This is a genomic window from Sphingomonas sp. 1185 (genome assembly GCF_040544655.1).
Lineage (GTDB): Bacteria > Pseudomonadota > Alphaproteobacteria > Sphingomonadales > Sphingomonadaceae > Sphingomonas.
This window is the reverse complement of record NZ_JBEPKL010000016.1, coordinates 1-18294: the sequence shown is the minus strand read 5'-3', so window position 1 is coordinate 18294 and position 18294 is coordinate 1. Positions and strand designations below refer to the sequence as shown.

Annotated in this window: 16 protein-coding genes; 8 read left to right on the top strand and 8 right to left on the bottom strand. The window is 68.2% G+C overall.

The genetic code is table 11. The annotated features are described in order from the left end of the window. Positions 1-242: 242 nt before the first annotated feature. From ABIC44_RS11930 to coxB, 5 genes are all read right to left on the bottom strand, one after another. The gene (locus tag ABIC44_RS11930; protein WP_354295636.1) at positions 243-1304 is read right to left on the bottom strand and encodes an NAD(P)-dependent alcohol dehydrogenase; all 1062 of its coding nucleotides are present in this window, start codon (positions 1302-1304) and stop codon (positions 243-245) included. Positions 1305-1531: 227 nt separating this feature from the next. Then, entirely contained in the window at positions 1532-2914 is a 1383-nt protein-coding gene (locus tag ABIC44_RS11925; protein ID WP_354295634.1) for a DUF1501 domain-containing protein, read from the bottom strand. A gap of 5 nt (positions 2915-2919) precedes the next feature. Continuing rightward, positions 2920-4677: a DUF1800 domain-containing protein gene (locus tag ABIC44_RS11920; protein WP_354295632.1), complete on the bottom strand. Its 1758-nt coding sequence runs from the start codon at positions 4675-4677 to the stop codon at positions 2920-2922. Positions 4678-4884: 207 nt separating this feature from the next. Then, positions 4885-6558, bottom strand: a complete 1674-nt coding sequence (ctaD, locus tag ABIC44_RS11915) for a cytochrome c oxidase subunit I (RefSeq protein WP_309690941.1) — start codon at positions 6556-6558, stop codon at positions 4885-4887. A 3-nt stretch (positions 6559-6561) separates the two neighbouring features. Then, on the bottom strand, positions 6562-7722 hold the full coding sequence (gene coxB, locus ABIC44_RS11910) for a cytochrome c oxidase subunit II (protein ID WP_354295630.1): 1161 nt from the start codon (positions 7720-7722) through the stop codon (positions 6562-6564). 257 nt (positions 7723-7979) lie between these two features. Here coxB and pyrE point away from each other — a divergent pair, with 257 nt between their 5' ends. The 5 genes from pyrE to ABIC44_RS11885 all read left to right on the top strand — a co-directional run bounded on the left by pyrE (position 7980) and on the right by ABIC44_RS11885 (position 11898). Further along, a complete protein-coding gene (gene pyrE / locus ABIC44_RS11905) occupies positions 7980-8564 on the top strand; it encodes an orotate phosphoribosyltransferase (protein WP_354295629.1) in 585 nt (194 codons plus the stop codon). Beyond that, positions 8561-9289, top strand: a complete 729-nt coding sequence (locus tag ABIC44_RS11900; RefSeq protein ID WP_354295627.1) for a pyridoxine 5'-phosphate synthase — start codon at positions 8561-8563, stop codon at positions 9287-9289. Before pyrE ends, ABIC44_RS11900 begins: the two co-directional genes overlap by 4 nt. A gap of 154 nt (positions 9290-9443) precedes the next feature. Continuing rightward, complete coding sequence (gene acpS, locus ABIC44_RS11895) at positions 9444-9854, top strand: holo-ACP synthase (RefSeq protein WP_309690932.1); 411 nt, start codon at positions 9444-9446, stop codon at positions 9852-9854. Beyond that, on the top strand, positions 9851-10807 hold the full coding sequence (gene lepB / locus ABIC44_RS11890) for a signal peptidase I (RefSeq protein WP_309690930.1): 957 nt from the start codon (positions 9851-9853) through the stop codon (positions 10805-10807). Before acpS ends, lepB begins: the two co-directional genes overlap by 4 nt. A 5-nt stretch (positions 10808-10812) precedes the next feature. Then, on the top strand, positions 10813-11898 hold the full coding sequence (locus tag ABIC44_RS11885; RefSeq protein ID WP_354295624.1) for an AI-2E family transporter: 1086 nt from the start codon (positions 10813-10815) through the stop codon (positions 11896-11898). Here the strand turns inward: ABIC44_RS11885 and ABIC44_RS11880 are convergent. Then, complete coding sequence (locus ABIC44_RS11880) at positions 11827-12975, bottom strand: glycosyltransferase (RefSeq protein WP_354295622.1); 1149 nt, start codon at positions 12973-12975, stop codon at positions 11827-11829. The genes ABIC44_RS11885 and ABIC44_RS11880 overlap by 72 nt on opposite strands. 213 nt (positions 12976-13188) lie before the next feature. Between ABIC44_RS11880 and ABIC44_RS11875 the strand changes: the two genes are divergently transcribed. The 3 genes from ABIC44_RS11875 to ABIC44_RS11865 are packed head-to-tail and all read left to right on the top strand — an operon-like array spanning position 13189 to position 15843. Beyond that, complete coding sequence (locus tag ABIC44_RS11875; protein WP_354295620.1) at positions 13189-14124, top strand: hypothetical protein; 936 nt, start codon at positions 13189-13191, stop codon at positions 14122-14124. Then, the gene (locus ABIC44_RS11870) at positions 14121-14648 is read left to right on the top strand and encodes a DUF2141 domain-containing protein (RefSeq protein WP_354295619.1); all 528 of its coding nucleotides are present in this window, start codon (positions 14121-14123) and stop codon (positions 14646-14648) included. The genes ABIC44_RS11875 and ABIC44_RS11870 overlap by 4 nt, the downstream gene beginning before the upstream one ends. A gap of 10 nt (positions 14649-14658) precedes the next feature. After that, positions 14659-15843: a glycosyltransferase gene (locus tag ABIC44_RS11865; RefSeq protein WP_309690923.1), complete on the top strand. Its 1185-nt coding sequence runs from the start codon at positions 14659-14661 to the stop codon at positions 15841-15843. A gap of 123 nt (positions 15844-15966) precedes the next feature. Here the strand turns inward: ABIC44_RS11865 and ABIC44_RS11860 are convergent, their stop codons facing one another. After that, positions 15967-16704, bottom strand: a complete 738-nt coding sequence (locus ABIC44_RS11860; RefSeq protein ID WP_354295617.1) for a DUF2334 domain-containing protein — start codon at positions 16702-16704, stop codon at positions 15967-15969. Beyond that, complete coding sequence (locus ABIC44_RS11855; protein ID WP_354295615.1) at positions 16701-18134, bottom strand: glycosyltransferase family protein; 1434 nt, start codon at positions 18132-18134, stop codon at positions 16701-16703. Before ABIC44_RS11855 ends, ABIC44_RS11860 begins: the two co-directional genes overlap by 4 nt. Positions 18135-18294: the final 160 nt, after the last annotated feature.

The following is an 18294-nucleotide window of genomic DNA, read 5'->3' as shown; positions in this document are numbered from 1 at the left end:
TTGGTCGGGGCTGGGGGGTGTCCCATCAAGGTCAACCCCTGGACCATTCCCTCCCCCGCCTGCGGGAAGGGAGAAGAATATGAACTCGCCCGCCAAGAGCGCACCCCCTCCCGCAAGCGGGAGGGGGACAGGGGGAGGGCCGGAGGTCTCACCGAGACCATCGCTCGCGGCCTGCCCTCCCCCATCCCCTCCCGCCTGCGGGAGGGGCGTGCCCAGCATTGAGGGCGTAGCCTAAACCGGCCTCAGCCCTTCAGCGTCGCCATGTCGATGACGAAGCGATATTTCACATCGCTCTTCTGCATCCGGTCATAGGCGGTGTTGACCTCGTCCATCGCGATCATCTCGATATCGGCGGTCAGGCCGTGCTGGTGGCAGAAGTCCAGCATCTCCTGCGTCTCGGCGATGCCGCCGATCAGCGAGCCCGCCAGCGACCGGCGGCGGAAGACGAGGTTGCCGACCGAGGGCGACGGGTGCGGCGAGTCGGGCACGCCGACCAGCGTCATCGTCCCGTCGCGCTTGAGCAGCATCAGGAACGCGTCGAGATCGTGCGGCGCGGCCACGGTGTTCAGGATGAAGTCGAAGCTATTGGCGTGTTCCGCCATCTGCGCCTCGTCCTTCGACACGATCAGGTCCTTGGCGCCCAGCCGCCTGGCATCCTCGGCCTTGTTCGGCGAGGTCGAGAAGACATAGACCTCGGCCCCCATCGCCGCGGCGATCTTCACGCCCATATGGCCCAGGCCGCCCAGGCCGACGATGCCGACCTTCTGCCCCGGCCCGACCTTCCAGTGACGCAGCGGCGAATAGGTGGTGATCCCGGCGCAGAGCAGAGGCGCGACGGCGGCCAGATCGGCGTCGTCATGGTTGATCTTCAGGACGAAGCCTTCCTTGACCACGATATGGTCGGAATAGCCGCCAAAGGTATGGCCGCCCAGCACGGGGTCGGGGCCGTTATAGGTGCCGACGAAGCCGGTCGTCTCGCAATATTGCTCCTCGCCGTCATGGCAGGACGGGCAATGGCCGCAACTGTCGACCATGCAGCCGACGCCGACCAGATCGCCGACCCGGTACTTGGTCACGGCATCGCCGACGGCGGTCACGCGCCCGACGATCTCATGGCCCGGCACGCACGGATATTGGGTGCCCGCCCATTCGCCCCGCGCGGTGTGCAGGTCGGAGTGGCAGACCCCGCAATAGAGGATGTCGATCGCGACATCGTCGCCCTGCGGATCGCGACGCTCGAAGGAAAAGGGCGCGAGCGGGGTCTCGGCCGACTGGGCGGCATAGCCCTTGGCGGGAGTGGGCATGGAAGCTCCTCTGGAAATCTGTGACGCGACCGACGGATCGCGGTGCCCATATGGGGCGGGCGGAGTCGCGTGCCAGCCAAGAGAAGGGCAAGTTTTTCCGATCGGTGATGATCGGATAATCGCCGGAATGCAGGATGTTATATTGTCACTATACTATTTGCGGCCATGCTTTGGGTGGCGGGGATTGTCCGGGACCGGCCGGGAAAGGCGGTATCCCGGCCCCGATCCTATCCCATGAATCCCTGGTTCCAGGTCGAGGCGTCGTAATTGCCGATATTGGGAAGCACGGTGCGCAAGCCGCCCGAGTCGATCCCGAACCAACTGGCCAGCGTCGCGGCATATTGGTCGACCGATATGGTGGGCAGCAGGCGGCCCTGCCCGACATCGTCGCTGCTGTTGGTGCCGACGATCGGCGCCTTGCCATAGAAACGCTGGCCCCGCACCGCGCCGCCGACCACGAAATGCATGCCGCCCCAGCCATGGTCGGAGCCGTCGTCATTGGATTGCAGCGTCCGCCCGAAGTCGGAGGCGGTGAAGCTGGTCACCTGGTTGGCGACGCCCATCGCGGCGGTGGTGTCGTAAAAGGCCTTCATCGCCGCCGACACCTTGCCGAGCAGCCCCGGATGCTGCGCGACCAGATTGTCGTGCAGGTCGAACCCGCCCATCGAGACGAAGAAGACCTGCCGCTTCAGCGCCAGCGTCTGGCTGATCGCGATCATCCGCGCGACCATCTTCAGCTGGTCGGCCAGCGTGTTGCCGGAGGGGAAGAGCGGAAAATTGGCGGCGGGGGCCCCGGCCAGCGCGCTGCTCAACTGCGCCTGGATGTCGAGCGCGCGCTTGCTGATCCGGGCATGTTCGCTCGCCATGGCAAAGCCCGGCTCGGTGGTCATCAACCCGCGCAGCGTGTCGAGCGCCGATGACGAGCCATAGAGCGTCCGGCTGCCGCCGAGCAGCGCCACCGGCCCGCCCGTGCCCACCGCATATTGAATCGCGCTCCGCCCGGTCAGATAGACGGCGTTGCCGCTGGTGTTGATGCAGGTCAGCGCGGCGGCGCCGTTGCCGCTCTGGAACACGTCGCCGATCCGCCCGCCCCAGCCGCTCGTCGCGCCCTCGGGCGTCGAGGCCTGGAAGAAGCTCTGCTGGTCGTTGTGGCTGAACAGCTTGGGCGGCAGCCTGACGGTGCGGTTGGCATATTGCGTCTTGGTCGTCGGTTCGACCAGCGTGCCGACGTTCAGCGCCACCGCCATCTTGCCCGCCGCGAACAGCTGGCTCATCTCGGGCATCGATGGCGACAGCGCATAGGCGCGGCCCCCCGGCAGCGCGACGGCGGGATTGAGGACGCTGCCCGCCAGCGCGTCGCGCTGATAGGCGATATTGGCGCGCGCCGCGCGATAGGCCGCGAAGCTGGTCTCGTCATAGGGGACGAGCGTGTTGGCATAGTCGTTGCCGCCGTACAGGAACACGCAGACCAGCGCCTTATAGTCCGACGCGGTGGCCGCCGCCGCCTCGCCGATCGCGGCCAGGCTGGTGACGAAGGGGGTGGCCGTACCCGCCAGGCCGAGCAGCGCGCTGCGCTTCAGGAAGGCGCGTCGGGACTGATCGTGGATCATGCTCATCACCGCAGGGTCAGATAGTCGGGGGAGGCCATGGTCAGCAGGATCGCGATGCCGACCCGGTTGATCGCGCCGTTGGTCGCAGAGGCCGACACGCTGTCGACCGCGCCCCGGATCGCGGCCAGCGTCGTGGTGGAGAGCTGCCCGGCGGCGAGGACCAGGTTCACCTCGTCGACCAGCGCCTGCGCATCGGCCGCCTTGGTCAGGATCGCGCTATAGTCCGCCTTCACATCGCCGGTGCCGTTGGCGATCAGGCCGTACATATAATTCACATAGCCCATGACGCTTTGTTCGTTGGTGATCTGGAACTCGGGCGCGACCAGCCCGGCGCTGGCGATGCTGGTCCCCGCCGGGGTGTAGCCGGGCCGGTAGAAGTTGAAGACCGAGGGGCTGCGGCCCTTGCTCTGTCCCAGCCGGTTGGCGGGATTGGAGGTGTCGCCGATCGCCCAGCCATTGGACGGCGAGGTGACGCCGAAGGCGCGCGCCCAGCCGGTCAGCCGCAGCACCGGCTCGCGCAGCTTGCCCGCGGTGGTGGCGCTGGACAGGGTGCGGGCTTCGCTGTCGAGCAGGATGGCGCGGATCACCGCCTTCATGTCGCCGCGCACCCCCTGGCCATTGTCGGCGAACGCGGTCGCGACGCGGGTGACATAGGCGGGTGAGGGATTGCTGGTGACGAGCCGCTGGATCAGCTGCTTCGAGATGAAGGGCGCAACGTTGGGATGCGCAAAGATCGTGTCCAGCGCCGCCTTGATCCCCGCCATGCCGCCGCCCGACACGGTCGTGCCGAGAAAGCTGGACGCGCCGGTTTCGTTCAGCGCGGCGTTCATCACCAGCGGCTGGCGATAGCGCGCCGGGGTCGAGCTGTCGTTCGTCGCGGGCACCAGCCCGGTGAAGATGCGCGCCAGCCCCGACACATCGGCCTGGTTATAGGTCTCGACCGGCTGTCCGCCGTTCAGCCGGGGCGATCCGTCCATGTTGAGTTGGTAAAGGCCGAGCGTGAACAGCTGCATCAGCTCGCGCGCGTAATTCTCGTCGGGCTGCGCGCCGGTCGCGGCATTGGCCTTTCGGTTCGACAGATAGGTCAGATAGCTGCCCATCGCGAAGCTGGTCGTCACCGCGCCCAGCAGGTCGCGATAATTGCCGAAGGCGTTGTCGAGCAGGATGTCGACATAGGCCGCCATGCTGAAGGCGCGCCACGCATCGTTGATGCCGTCCACCCCGACGACGAGGATGTCGAGCAGCGCCATGCCCACACGCTGGCGCAGCTGGTCGGGCTCGACGATCATCTGGCGCCACAGAGTCGGGTCGAGCCCGGCGAGCGAGTTGCGGTTGGCCGCCGCGTCATAGCCGTTCGCGGTCAGCCAGTCCCAATGGCTGGTCGCCCGCGCCATCGCGAACTGATCGGTCAGCCAGCCGTCATAGCCACGCGACACGACCGCATCGATCCCGCTGCGGGTCGCGCCCATCGTCGCCTGCGCCAGGAACCGACTCGCCTCGGTGGTGGTGGGAGAGGGGGTGACGACGACGACCGGCGTGGTGGTCGAACCGCCCGCGCCGGTGCCGGAGGCCCCCGTGCTTCCGCCGCCCCCGCCGCCACAGGCCGCGAGCGCCAGCAGGGGCAGCATCGCCGCGCCGCTCGCGCCGTGTCGCCCGATCGGACCCGGCCCGCCTGCCCCATGATCGGACAGGAGGAAGTCCGCGTCCCTTTCTCCGGTCGCCTCCGCCGGTCGGATGCTGACCGTAGGTTCGTCCCGCTGCATCGCCGCGCTATCCCGCCAACCCGCCGCCCGTCGCGGCAGGACGATATGTGCCGCATCTGTGGATAACAATCGGTGAAAGGTTCCGCCGTTCGTCGCAGCCCAGGGTCGGCTGGCGGCATCACGGGGTCCATATCGGCATGCCGGACATGCAAAAGACCCCGGAGGCGATGCTCCGGGGTCTTGCAAGGGCGGCGTGGAGCCGGGCGGTCAGTCGATGCGCGGCAGTGTTTCGAACTGGTGATAGGGCGGCGGGCTGGACAGCGTCCATTCCAGCGTCGTCGCGCCCTCACCCCATGGATTGTCGCCCGCCGGCTTGCCCGCGATCAGCGACCAGATCAGGTTGATGAAGAAGATCGCCATGCCCGCCGCCATGATCTCATAGCCGTGCGTCGCGACCTTGTTCCACAGCGCGAAGGCATCCGGATAGTCGGGATAGCGGCGCGGCATGCCCTGGAGCCCCAGGAAGTGCATCGGGAAGAACAACAGGTTCACGCCCGCGAAGAAGACCCAGAAATGCAGCTGGCCGAGCAGCTCGCTATACATCTTCCCCGACATCTTCGGGAACCAGTAATAGAATCCGGCGAACAGCGCGAAGACCGCGCCCAGCGACAGGACATAGTGGAAGTGCGCCACGACATAATAGGTGTCGTGCATGTAATCGTCGATGCCGCCATTCGCCAGCACGACGCCGGTCACGCCGCCGACCGTGAACATGAAGATGAAGCCGATCGCCCAGACCATCGGCGTCTTGAAGGTCAGCGAACCGCCCCACATGGTCGCGATCCACGAGAAGATCTTGATGCCGGTCGGCACCGCGATGATCATCGTCGCGGCGGTGAAATACATTTTGGTGTTCACGCTCAGGCCGGTGGCGAACATATGGTGCGCCCAAACAACGAAGCCGACCACGCCGATCGCGACCATGGCATAGGCCATGCCGAGATAGCCGAAGACCGGCTTGCGGCTGAAGGTCGCGATGATCTGGCTGACGATGCCGAAGCCCGGCAGGATCATGATGTACACTTCGGGATGGCCGAAGAACCAGAAGAGATGCTGGTACAGGATCGGGTCGCCGCCCCCGGCGGGATCGAAGAAGGTCGTCCCGAAATTGCGGTCGGTCAGCAACATGGTGATCGCGGCGGCCAGCACCGGCAGCGACAGCAGCAGCAGGAAGGCCGTCACCAGCACCGACCAGACGAACAGCGGCATCTTGTGCAGCGTCATGCCCGGCGCGCGCATGTTGAAGATGGTGGTGATGAAGTTGATCGCCCCCAGGATCGACGAGGCGCCCGCCAGATGGAGCGACAGGATCGCCATGTCGACCGACGGCCCCGGCTCGCCGAAGGTCGATAGCGGGGCGTATGCGGTCCAGCCCACGCCCGCGCCCGACCCGAAAAAGGGCGAGGCGAGCAGCAGCGTGAAGGCCGGGATCAGCAGCCAGAAGGACACGTTGTTCATGCGCGGGAACGCCATGTCGGGCGCGCCGATCATGATCGGCACGAACCAGTTGCCGAACCCGCCGATCATCGCGGGCATGACCATGAAGAACACCATGATCAGGCCATGCGCCGTGATCAGCACGTTCCACAGGTGCAGCGACTGGTCGAGGCTCTGCGCGCCGCCGTGCAGCATCCCCGCCCAGATGCCCAGATACTGGATACCCGGCTCGCGCAGTTCGGCACGCATCAGGCCCGAGATCGCGCCGCCGATGATTCCTGCCACGATCGCGAAGATCAGATAGAGGGTGCCGATATCCTTGTGGTTGGTCGACAGGAACCAGCGCGCGAAGAAGCCGGGCTTGTGATCGGCGTCATGGTGCGCGTGGTGATGGTCGTCATGACCGACGAAAGCCGATCCGGGGTGAAGTGCGGTGTCGGTCATGGCTTATTGTCCAGCGTTGCCGGGGCCCGCCGGATTGCCGGTGGCGCCTTGCGCGGAAGAGGGGGACTGGGCGGGCGTGGAGGCGTTTTCGGCCGGACCCGTCACCGCGTCGGCGGCATTGGCCTGCGCCGCTTCGGCGGCCGAACCCTCGGCCCCGGGCTGTGGAATGACCGAGGAGGAGGGAGCGGCCGAACCCGGCATCTTGCCGCCCTTGGCCGCGACCCAGGCCGCGAACTGCTCACGCGGCACCGCCTGCACCGCGATCGGCATGAAGGCATGGCGCGCGCCGCACAGTTCCGAACATTGCCCGAAATACAGGCCCGGCTTCTCGATGGTGAAGCTCGTCTCGTTCAACCGGCCGGGCACCGCGTCCAGCTTCATCCAGAAGGCCGGGATCGCCCAGCTATGGATGACGTCGTTGGAGGTGGTGATGAGGCGGATCGGCACGCCCACGGGCAGGACGATGCGATTGTCCACCGCCAGCAGGCGCGGGCCGTCGGCATCGGTGCGCGCCCGCTCACCCGGCGCCACCTGATCCTTTTCCTTCAGCATGTTGGCGGTGATCTCGATCCCGCCATGATCCGGATATTGATAGGTCCAATACCATTGGTTGCCGATCGCCTTCAGCGTGACCGCACCGGCGGGCGCGGGCTTGAACTGCGCCTGGAGCAGCCCGATCGAGGGGATGGCGATCAGGACCAGGACGACGACCGGGCCCAGCGTCCACAGCACCTCGACCAGCGTGTTGTGGCTGGTCTTGGACGGCACCGGATTGGCGGCCCGGCGATAGCGGAAGACGACCCAGGCGAGCAGCAGCAGGACGAGCACGCAGATCGCGGTGATGACCGGCACCAGCACGCCATTGTGCATCCAGTGCGCGAACTCGCCGTTCTTGGTCACCTGCGGTTGGAGCCCGATGCGGCCGTCGATCGGCAGGCCGACCTGCGGGTCGATGGTGGTCGCGGGTGCGCCGTCCTGCGCCAGCAGCGGGCTGGTCGGGGCGGCGGTGGCGGGAGCGGCGGCGCTGGTCGGCGCGGTGTTGGCGACACCCGCACCCTCGGCCGCAGCCTGGGGGACGGGCCGGGTGGGCGCGGCCGGAGTCGCAAGGGCGGTTCCCGACAGCGCGGCGCATCCCATCCCGGCGGCGATCGCGATCGCCTTCATCCGTCTGGGCATCCTCATCCTCCGGGGTCCGGACATGCGCTTGGCCTCGCTCATCCCGCTCTCGTCTCCCATCTCCCTCGCCCGCCCATCGTGGTCCGACGGGTCGCGGGCGGGGCGTCATGTCGTTCTTGTTAGATGGACTATAGCACGGGACCGCGCCCCCTCAACCCATAGCTGTCGCGACCATGATTGCGCCCGCGCAGGCGCGATCCTATGAGGCCGGGTCATCTGATAACGACCTGCCGGAGTTGCCCCGCATGACCGATGACGACGTCCTTGCCGAGTTCCGCGCCGCCGAGGCGCTCCTCGAGGGGCATTTCATCCTGTCCTCGGGCCTGCGCAGCCCCCGCTATCTGCAATGCGCGCGCGTCCTGATGGACCCGGCGCGCGCGGCGCGGCTGTGCGAGGCGGTGGCGGCCAAGATCCCGGCCGAGATCAGGGCGCAGATCAGCGCGGTCGTCGCCCCGGCGATGGGCGGCGTGATCGTCGGCCATGAAATGGCGCGCGCGCTGGGCGTGCCGGGCATGTTTCTGGAGCGGCCCGAGGGAACCTTCCACCTGCGTCGCGGCTTCCGGCTTGATGCAGGTCAAAAGGTGCTGATGATGGAGGACGTGGTCACCACCGGGCTGTCGAGCCGGGAGGCGATCGCCGCCATCGCGCGCGAAGGGGGGCAGACGATCGCGGCGGCCTCGCTGGTCGATCGGTCCAACGGCGCGGCCGATCTGGGCGTGCCCTTCTTCCCGCTGATCCGGCTCGACGTGCCCAGCTACAGCCCCGACGATCTGCCACCCGAACTGGCCGCGATCCCCGCGATCAAGCCGGGGAGCCGCGCGGCGGCATGAGCGGGCATCTGCGGCTGGGGGTCAATATCGACCATGTCGCGACCGTGCGCAACGCGCGCGGGGCGGGCTATCCCGATCCGGTCAAGGCGGCGCTGCTTGCGGCCGAGGCGGGGGCGGACGGAATCACCGCGCATCTGCGCGAGGACCGGCGGCATATCACCGATGACGACATCGCGCGGCTGTCGGCCGAACTGACCGTGCCGCTCAACCTGGAGATGGCGGCGACGGAGGAGATGCTGGCCATCGCGCTGAAGCATCGCCCGCACGCCGCCTGCATCGTCCCCGAAAAGCGCGAGGAGCGCACGACCGAGGGCGGGCTGGACGCCGCCGGGCAGCGCGAATGGCTGGCCCCGATGGTGGCGCAGCTGGGCGAGGCGGGCATCCGCGTCTCGCTGTTCATCGAACCCGATCCCCGCCAGATCGAGGCGGCGCTGGCCCTGCGCGTGCCGGTGGTCGAGCTGCACACCGGTCGCTATGCCGAGCTGGACGGCGAGGACCGCACCGCGGAACTCCGCCGCCTGTCGGACGCCGCCGCGCTGGCCGCCAAGAACGGGATCGAGGTCCATGCCGGTCACGGCCTGACCTATGACAATGTCGCCCCCATCGCGGCGATCCCGCAGGTGCGCGAGCTGAACATCGGCCATTTCCTGATCGCCGATGCGGTGTTCGTCGGCCTGCCCGAAGTGGTCCGCAAGATGCGCGCCGCGATGGACGTGGCGCGGTGATCACCTTTTCCCATTCCTCTCCTGCCAAGGGAGGAGGACCATGCGAAGCATGGAGGGGTGTCCCCACTGGCGAGAGAGGCATGACCTCGCAGACCGTGACACCCCTCCGTCAGGGCTGCGCCCTGCCACCTCCCCTTGCAGGGGAGGAATGGGCGTGATCATCGGCCTGGGTTCGGACCTCTGCAATATCGAGCGCATCCAGGCCGCGCTCGACCGGCATGGCGGCCGGTTCGAGGCGCGTTGCTTTACGGATGTGGAGCAGGCCAAGGCGGCGAAACGCCCCTTCACCCGCGCCGGAACCTACGCCAAGCGCTTCGCCGCCAAGGAGGCCTTTTCCAAGGCGGTGGGCACCGGTTTCGCGCAGGGCGTGTTCATGCGCGACATCGGCGTCGTCAACCGGCCCGGCGGCGCGCCGACGCTGGTGCTGACCGGCGGCGCGCGCGAACGACTTGACGCGATGACCCCGCCGGGCCACGTCGCGCATATTCACTTGACCATGACCGACGATCACCCCTGGGCGCAGGCCTTTGTGGTGATCGAGGCAAGACCGGAAGTTTCCGCATGAAGGACGCGGTGTTGGATACCAACCAGGGCTCGCCCACGGACCAGCCGGGGCCGCAGCCGTCGGATTCCGCGCCCCGACCCAGGAAGCGCACCGACTGGTGGTCCGAGGTCAAGGGGCTGTTCTGGCTGCTGCTGATCGTGCTGGGCTTCCACAGCTTCATCGCCAAGCCCTTCTACATCCCGTCCGAATCGATGCTGCCGGGCCTGCGCGTCGGCGACCGGCTGGTCGTCAGCAAATTCGCCTATGGCTGGTCCTTCGTCTCGCCGACCATCCCCAATCCGGTGGCGATCTTCAAATCGGTCGTGCTGCACCAGCCGACCGACAGCTGGAGCTTCCAGCTGCCCTTCATCCATGGCCGTCTCTTCGGCTCGCTGCCGACGCGCGGCGATGTGGTGATCGTGACCCCGCCGGGGACGCATAACGACTATATCAAGCGGGTCATCGGCCTGCCCGGCGACCGGCTGGAGGTGCGCGACGGCACCGTCATCCTGAACGGCCAGCCGGTGAAGCGCGGGCCGCTCCATTATGTCGACATCCCGGTCGACACCAACAGCCCGTGCAACGCGTCCGACTATGGCGACGGAGCCAAGGTGCGGCTTGCGAGCGGCCAATGGGTCTGCCACCTGCCGATCGTGACCGAGACGCTGCCCAACAACCGCCGCTACGACACGGTCGAGCTGGGCTGGAGCCCGGGCGACAATTATGGTCCGATCACCATTCCGGCCAATCATGTCTTCCTGATGGGCGACAATCGCGACCGTTCGGCGGACAGCCGCTTCTCGCTGGCCGAGCTGGGGCTGGGCGGCGCGGTGCCCTATGAGAATATCGGCGGCCGCGCCGAGTTCGTGACGTTCAGCCTGGACGGCGATGCGACGCTGAACCCGCTGACCTGGTGGGGATCGCTGCGCTCGGGCCGGGCGGGCACCTCGCTGCATCCGGCCAAGGCGGACTGAGCGCCATGACCGACCCGGCCCCGCTGACCGACGCCCCCGCACCGATCGAGTTTCGCGAGGGCTTCGTCCGGCGGGAGCTGACGCGCGCGGCGATCTGGCTGGGGCTGATCGCGGCCATGGCGATCGCGGTGCTGCTGGTTCAGCCGCTGCTGGTGATCTTTGCCGGGCTGGTCTTCGCCACGCTGCTCGATGGCGGCGTGCGGCTGCTCGGGCGGGTGTTGCCGATCGGGCGCGGCTGGCGGCTGCTGATCGTCGTGCTGGCGGTGACGGCGTTCCTGTTCGGCACCTTCTTCCTGACGGGCGTCGAGATGACGCAGCAGGTGACGCAGCTTCGCTCGACGCTGGAGACCCAGGTCGGGCGGTTGACCGGATGGCTGGCGTCGCAGGGGCTGATGCCCGGCACCTCGGACATCAACGGGCTGGTGAAACAGTCGCTGGGATCGATTGGGCGGCTGACCTCATGGGTGGGTACGGCGGTCGGGGCGATCACCTCGGCGTTCATGATCCTCATCATCGGGCTGTTCCTGGCGATGGACCCGGAGGGCTATGCGCGCGGCCTGCAATGGATGGTCCCGCGCGCCGCGCGCCCCGAGTTCGCGATCACCCAGGCGCGCGTCATGGGCACGCTGCGCAAGCTGCTCGCCGGGCGGCTGCTCGGCATGGCGGTGGAAGGGGTGCTGACCGGCATCGCGCTGATGATCGGGGGCGTGCCGATGGCGCTGCTGCTCGGCATCATCGCGGGCATCCTGGCCTTCATCCCTAATATCGGGGCGATCATCACCGGCACGCTGATGATCGCGGTCGGCTTTTCGGCGGGGACCGATGCCGGTTTCTGGGCGATCGGCACCTATCTGGTCGTGCAGACCTTCGACGGATATGTCGTGGTGCCGATGGTCGCCAAGCGGACGGTCGACCTGCCCCCCGCGCTGACCCTGTCGACCCAGATCATGGCGAGCGCGCTGTTCGGCATCCTCGGGCTGGCGCTGGCCGACCCGATGACCGCGATGGCCAAGTCCGCGCTACAGCGCCGGTCGGAGCGCGAGGCGGCGCGCGACGGCGACAGCGCGCGCGCCGAAGCGGACATTGCCTGACGCCAGCGCCTGACGGTTGTGCCGGGCGGTGACGATCGAATCGAACAGCGCCAGATAGCGGTCGGGCGAATCCTGCCCCGGCTGCGGCACGGGATCGGGGCGCGGCGCGACCGGGTCCAGCCAGTGGCGTAGCGCCGCGACCAGCCCCGCCAGATCCTCGCGCGCGACGACGGTGCCCAGCGCAGGGTCGCGGACGATCTCGCGCACCGCCGGGCTCGAATCGGTCGCGACGACCGGCGTCCCGACCGCCAGCGCCTCGCGCAGCACGCCGGGCACGCCTTCATAATCCGACGCCAACGCCACCACCTGCGCCGCCGCCATCGCGGCGGGGGCGTCGGCGCTGTGTCCCGGCAACGTCACGCGGCCGGTGAGGCCCAGCGCGGCGATCTGCGCCGTCAGCGCAGGCCGCAGGCTGCCTTCGCCCAGGATGGTCAGCCCGATGTCGGGCGGCAGATGCGTCATCGCGGTGATCAGCCGGTCCCAGCGCTTCTGCGGCTCGAGTCGTCCGACGCCCAGGATCCGGCGGCCGGGCGGACGCGGCCGGTCGAGCGACAGGTCGGGCAGCGCGGCGGGCGGGTTGGGGATGACCGCGACCGACAGCCCGGTGGCATCCTGCGCCGCGCGGGCGGTGGCGGGCGTCATGGCGACCAAGGCGTCGAGGAACAGCCGGTGCCGCGCCAGCCATTGCCGCTGGCCCCAGGCGAGGACGGGATGATGGTCGCCGCGATCCACCGCGTTCGACATCTTGGCGACGATCGGCGGGCAGGCCCCGGCCAGCCGCAACCGGCTCCATGCCGCCATGCTGGTATAATGGTTGCCCGGGCAGAAGATGATGTCGGGCCGCATCCGCCCGATCATCGCGGGCAGGGTGGTGCACAGCCCGGCATAGCTCTGATGCCCCAGCGTCACCGTCTCGACCCCCATCGGCACGCCCGCCTGGAACTGGCCGCTTTCCTCGCCCAGCACCAGCGTCACCCGGCGGCCGCGGTCCAGCCAACCCTGGAACATCCGGCCCAGCGCCGCTTCCACGCCGCCGCGCATCGCCAGCGCGTAAGTCAGGATATGATCGGCTGGCATGGGCTCCCACGGGGACGATGGCGACAATGGGATGCGGCGATAATCGGCGCTTGTCGCTCAATTATGTCAGGATCAGCCCTATGGTGGACACAATCACCGGACAGAGATGAATTCTTATTCAGGTGCGAGAAAGCAGTGTTGAGGTTAGCGGGCGCCGCCGGCGCGCCGCCGCCGAGGAATCTCCCTAACGTGCAGAATGAACGAGATGATCCCATGACCCCGCAACAGGCGATCCCGTCTGCGACGAGCGGACCGGTGGCGCGCGACATGGCCGCGCTGGAGCCGCTGAAGACCGTGAAGAGCCGCTGGCCCGCCATCATCGGCGGGGCGCTGACGCTCGCCATGATCGTGGGGCTGGGGCATGAGCTGCTGGGGCGCGGACTGGTCGGGCTGAGCCATTCGGTGCCGGCCAATCCGATGTTCTATGTCGTCTTTTTCGGCCTCTACATGGCGCTGCCGATCGGCGACTACATCATCTTCCGGCGGCTGTGGGGCATTCCGATCAGCGGCATGGCCGCGCTGATCCGCAAGCGGATCGCCAACGAGGTCGCGTTCAGCTATTCGGGCGAGGCCTATTTCTATGCCTGGGCGCGCGCCCATGCGAAGATGGTCGCGGCGCCCTTCGGCGCGGTCAAGGATGTCGGCATCCTGTCGGCGATCGCGGGCAATGCGATCACCCTGTTGATGATCGGGCTGGCGCTGCCGGTCGGGCGCGAATTGCTGACCGCCGACCAGTTGCGGCTGGTCTGGGGATCGATCGCGATCGTCATGGCGACCTCCTTGCCCTTCCTGATCTTCTCGCGCCGGGTCTTCTCGCTCGATCGCAGGACGCTCTGGTGGGTCTTCATGGTCCATTGCGTCCGCCTGATCGCCAATTCGCTGCTGGTGGCGCTCGCCTGGCATTACGGGATGCCCAGCGTGTCGCTCGGCATGTGGCTGTTCCTGTCGGCGGCGCGGCTGCTCGTCTCGCGCCTGCCGCTGGTGCCCAACAAGGACCTTCTTTTCGCCAATTTCGCGATCCTGTTGATCGGGCAGGATCAGGAATTGAGCGAACTGATCGCGTTCACCGCGGCGCTAACTTTGTTGGTCCATGTCGTGCTGATCGCCGGGTTCGGTTTGACGGCGTTGGTTCGGAAGGTGCGCGCATGATTCGCGTGATGAAGATGATGGCGGTGACGGTGGTCGTGCTGGCGGCGATGCCGCAGGCGGCGGGCGCGCAGGTGCTGGGCAGCGATGCGGCGGCCTGCACCGGCGGCGGCGGCCCGGCGATCCTGGCCCGGATCGAGGGGCTGAAGGACCGCAAGGGCAATCTGAAGCTCGAACTCTATCCGGCGAACGAGGAGGATTTCCTGGCGGACGACGGCGTGCTGGTCCGCGCGGGCAAGACGTTCCGCCGCGTCCAGGTGCCGACGCCGACGGGCGGCGGGCCGATCGCGATGTGCATCCGGGTGCCGCGCCCGGGCCGCTATGCGCTGTTGTTCACGCATGACCGCGATGGCAAGAACAAGTTCAACTTCTGGAGCGACGGCGCGGGCTTCCCGGCCAACACCAAGCTGGGCCGCCGCAAGCCGCCGCTCGAATCGGCGCTGATCGACGTGCCGTCGGGGGTGGCGACGGTGACCATTCGCGCCCAATATCTGCGGGGCCTGAGCGGCTTCGGCCCGGTCGAATAAGGGGAAGACGATGCGTATCGTCGACGTCAACGAATTCTACTCGCCCACCGGCGGGGGGGTGCGGACCTATATCGACCGCAAGATGTCGATCCTGGCCGAGATGGGCCATGAACTGATCGTCCTGGCCCCCGGCACCGAGGACATGGTCGAGGAGCGTCCCGGCGGCGGCAAGATCATCTATATCAAGGCGCCGCGCCTGATCCTGGACACCAATTACGGCATGTTCTGGGACGGCGCGCCGGTGTGCCGCCTGCTCGACGAGCTGGACCCCGACATCGTCGAGGTGTCGTCGCCCGCCAAGCCCGCCTGGTTCGTCGCCAACTGGCAGGGGCGCGCGAAGAAGGTCTTCTTCATGCACAACGACAATGTCGGCACCTATCCGGTCCGCTGGCTGGACGGCATCGTCGCGCAGGAGCGGGTGGAGGACTGGTTCAGCTGGTACAGCCGCTACATGAACCGCTTCCTCGACCATTACGACCTGGTGCTGTCCAACGGCCCGGCGCTGGTCAAGCGACTCGGCAAGCGCGGCGTGCGGGTGGACGAGGGGATCCCGCTGGGCATCGAGCGGCATTTCTTCTCGCCCGACCACCGCGACGAACGGCTGCGTGCGGCGCTGCTGGCGCAGTGCGCGCTGCCCGAGGATGCGCATCTGCTGCTGGGGCTGGGGCGGCATCACCCCGAAAAGCGCTGGACAATGGTGATCGACGCGGTCGAGCGGGTGGCCTCCAGCCGTCCGGTCGGGCTGGTCCTGATCGGCGGCGGCGTCGCCAGCCGCGCGCTGGAGAAGCGGATCGCGGGCAGCCCGCATATCCGCCTGTTCCGCCCGGTCTATGACCGCCCGCGCCTGGCGCGGATCATGGCCAGCTGCGACGCGCTGGTCCATGGGTGCGAGACCGAGACGTTCGGCCTGGTGGCGTCGGAGGCGCTGGCTTCGGGCCTGCCGCTGGTGGTGCCCGATTATGGCGGGTGCGCCGAGGTCGCCAATCCGCTGTTCGCCGAGACCTTCCGCGCCCGCGACGGCGCGGCCTGCGCCGAGGCGATCGAGCGGCTCCTGTCGCGCGACCAGCGCGTCCTGCGCAACGCCGCGCGCGTCGCGGCGGGCAAGGTGTTCAGCGACCGCGACCATGCCGAGGCGCTGATCGCGCGCTACCAGCGGCTGCTCGACGGGGAAATGGGCGAGCGGGCAGCGGCCTGAGGCTCGCTTTCCCACCCCCGTTCAGCCTGAGCGTAGTCGAAGGCCACGGGAATCCCTATGTGCAAGCGCCGGGCGTGCGCTTCGACTTCGCTCAGCGTGAACGGAGGTTGGGGGCTGGTGGCGTCAGGCCGCCAGCAAATCCGCATAGCGCGACGGTGTATGGGTCTTCGCCAGCCGCGAATAGGTCTTGTCGATACTGTCGAGCAGCGCGGGCACGCCATTGTCGCCGGGATGGACCGCAACTCGTGCGACGGGCGTCGGGCGCAGGCCGTGGCGCAGTACGGCGGCGGCGGCGAGTGAACTCAGTTGCCGCCCGCGCGAGCGACTCGCCCAGGTGACGACCGGCCCACGCGCGACGATCCGGCCATCAGCGGGCGTCCAGACGCGGAAATGATCCTCCGCCAGACCGAAGCCCGCATCGCCCAGCGCCGCCCGCGCCTCATCCGAATAGAGCCAGGCGGGCGCGATGAAGCCGGTCGCGCGGCGGCCGATAATGTCCTCGATCAGCGCGGTGCCGCGCTTCATCCGGCGCAGCGCCTCGGCGTGGGGCAAGCCGACGAACTCGCCTTCGCCCGCGGTCATGTGCTTGGCCTTCAGCGCGGTCTTCTGATCGGTGTGGACCATGTCGTCCTTGTGCGACCAGCCATGGACGAACATCTCGATCCCCATGTCCGCCCAGTCGCGCAGGCGCGTGGCAAAGGGGGTGCCAGGCGCGATCGGCGCGCTGTTCCAATGGTCGGGGATGACCAGCATGGCCAGGCGCGGCCCGCCGAGATGGCCCGACAGCCGGTTGAACAGCGCATCGACCGCCCCCTCGAACCGGGGGGACACGTCATGGATCGAGGCGAGAAGGCGTTTCATCGCGTGGATTTATAGACGCTGATCATCTCATTGCCCATCGGCAGTTTCGCCGCCAGCCGGTATCCGTCCGCCATCGCCGCCATGATGCGGGCATGGGCGGCGGGACGCTCGCCATTATAGGGCGGGCGCATCACGACCACGGCGGGGTGCCGGGCGAGGATCCGGGTGATCTCGGCATCCTGGTCGACGCCGGTCGCGCCCGCTTCGCGCGCCCGGCTGAGATGCGCGGGCACGATATAGCGCGACAGGGTACAGCGCTCGGTCGCGACATAGAGCATGGTGCTGCCCGAATAGACATAGAGGCATCCCGGCCCCTTGCCGACCGCCTGGGACAGTGCGGCGAACTCGGCTAGGCCGCCCCGCTCGTGGCGCAGCGCGACCAGCACGATCTGCCCGGCCAGCGCGGCGGTGAGCAGCAGCGCGGGCGTGTAGCGCCGCCGCCAGTCCTCGCGCCCCAGCATCGCGGCGGCGGCGGTGCAGGCGGGCAGCAGGATGGGCAGGCCATAATGGTCGAACCAGGGCCGGAACAGCAGCACGCCGACGATCGCGGCCGCCAGCCAGACCGCCAGGAAGCCATGCTCCCGATTATGCGTCGCGCGCTTGAGGCCCAGCACCGCCAGCGTCACGACCGGCGACAGGATCAGGACCATCTGTGCCAGATTGCCCGCCAGCTCGGGCAGGGGATCGGGGTTGCGGTGGAAGATCGACAGGAAATTGGCGTAGAGGAACGCGTCCCACTGGCCGATCGCGGCATAGACGCCCGCCGCCAGCGCGGTCGGGACCAGCGACACCAGGGCCAGCGCCGCGCCGTACAGGACCAGCGCGACCGGGCTCCGGCTCCGCCGCCACTCGCCGCCCAGCAGCCAGAGGCCGAAGACCATCCCCTCGAACAGCGCCGAATATTTGATCTGGAGGACCAATCCGACCAGCGCCATCGCGGCCAGCCCCAGGCTGCGCACCCCCCGCCGATCCGATTCCAGGATCGCCCAGGCCGCGCCCATCATCAGCAGATTGTAGAAGACCGGCGCCTGCCCGCCCTGTCCGCCGAGCAGGCCGAGCCACAGGATATAGGCGATGCCCGCCGCCGTCGCGCCCGCGCCCCAGCCGAGTCGCTCCGCCATCCGCGCGACCAGCCATCCGGTCGCGACCACGCTGGCCAGCGCCATCGCCTGATAGGCCCAGATGCCCGCCGGAAACCCGAATGCGGCGGGCACGGCATAGAGCAGGAACAGCCCGATCGGCTTGCGGTCCCACACATCGACGAAGGGCCAAGCGCCCTGCCACATGGAATGGCCGGTGAAGAAGTAGAACTCCTCGTCCACATGGACCACCGGATTGCCGAAGGTGGCCACGCGGGCGAGGATCGCCACGGCGAGGAGGATGAGGAGGCGGTGCTTGGCCGAGGTCATAGAGCGGTTGAAAGATGACATGGGGGTATCCCGAGCAAGCCCCTCCCCTTCAGGGGAGGGGTTGGGGTGGGGCGTCGCCACTGGCCTTGCGTTTGCGGAAGCGGGGGGGGGGGGGGGGGCGGCGCCCCCGCGGCCGCGGGGGCGGGGGGGGCGGGGGGGGGGCGGCGGCCGGGAGCCGGCC

Coding starts and splice junctions, on each gene's coding strand:
- ABIC44_RS11920 (WP_354295632.1), bottom strand. CDS start 4,677: ATGCAGCGGGACGAACCTACGGTCAGCATCCGACCGGCGGAGGCGACC.
- ABIC44_RS11880 (WP_354295622.1), bottom strand. CDS start 12,975: ATGCCAGCCGATCATATCCTGACTTACGCGCTGGCGATGCGCGGCGGC.
- lepB (WP_309690930.1), top strand. CDS start 9,851: ATGAAGGACGCGGTGTTGGATACCAACCAGGGCTCGCCCACGGACCAG.
- ABIC44_RS11860 (WP_354295617.1), bottom strand. CDS start 16,704: ATGAAACGCCTTCTCGCCTCGATCCATGACGTGTCCCCCCGGTTCGAG.
- ABIC44_RS11900 (WP_354295627.1), top strand. CDS start 8,561: ATGAGCGGGCATCTGCGGCTGGGGGTCAATATCGACCATGTCGCGACC.
- ABIC44_RS11870 (WP_354295619.1), top strand. CDS start 14,121: ATGATTCGCGTGATGAAGATGATGGCGGTGACGGTGGTCGTGCTGGCG.
- ABIC44_RS11930 (WP_354295636.1), bottom strand. CDS start 1,304: ATGCCCACTCCCGCCAAGGGCTATGCCGCCCAGTCGGCCGAGACCCCG.
- ABIC44_RS11925 (WP_354295634.1), bottom strand. CDS start 2,914: ATGATCCACGATCAGTCCCGACGCGCCTTCCTGAAGCGCAGCGCGCTG.
- ctaD (WP_309690941.1), bottom strand. CDS start 6,558: ATGACCGACACCGCACTTCACCCCGGATCGGCTTTCGTCGGTCATGAC.
- ABIC44_RS11865 (WP_309690923.1), top strand. CDS start 14,659: ATGCGTATCGTCGACGTCAACGAATTCTACTCGCCCACCGGCGGGGGG.
- pyrE (WP_354295629.1), top strand. CDS start 7,980: ATGACCGATGACGACGTCCTTGCCGAGTTCCGCGCCGCCGAGGCGCTC.
- ABIC44_RS11855 (WP_354295615.1), bottom strand. CDS start 18,134: ATGTCATCTTTCAACCGCTCTATGACCTCGGCCAAGCACCGCCTCCTC.
- coxB (WP_354295630.1), bottom strand. CDS start 7,722: ATGAAGGCGATCGCGATCGCCGCCGGGATGGGATGCGCCGCGCTGTCG.
- ABIC44_RS11885 (WP_354295624.1), top strand. CDS start 10,813: ATGACCGACCCGGCCCCGCTGACCGACGCCCCCGCACCGATCGAGTTT.
- ABIC44_RS11875 (WP_354295620.1), top strand. CDS start 13,189: ATGACCCCGCAACAGGCGATCCCGTCTGCGACGAGCGGACCGGTGGCG.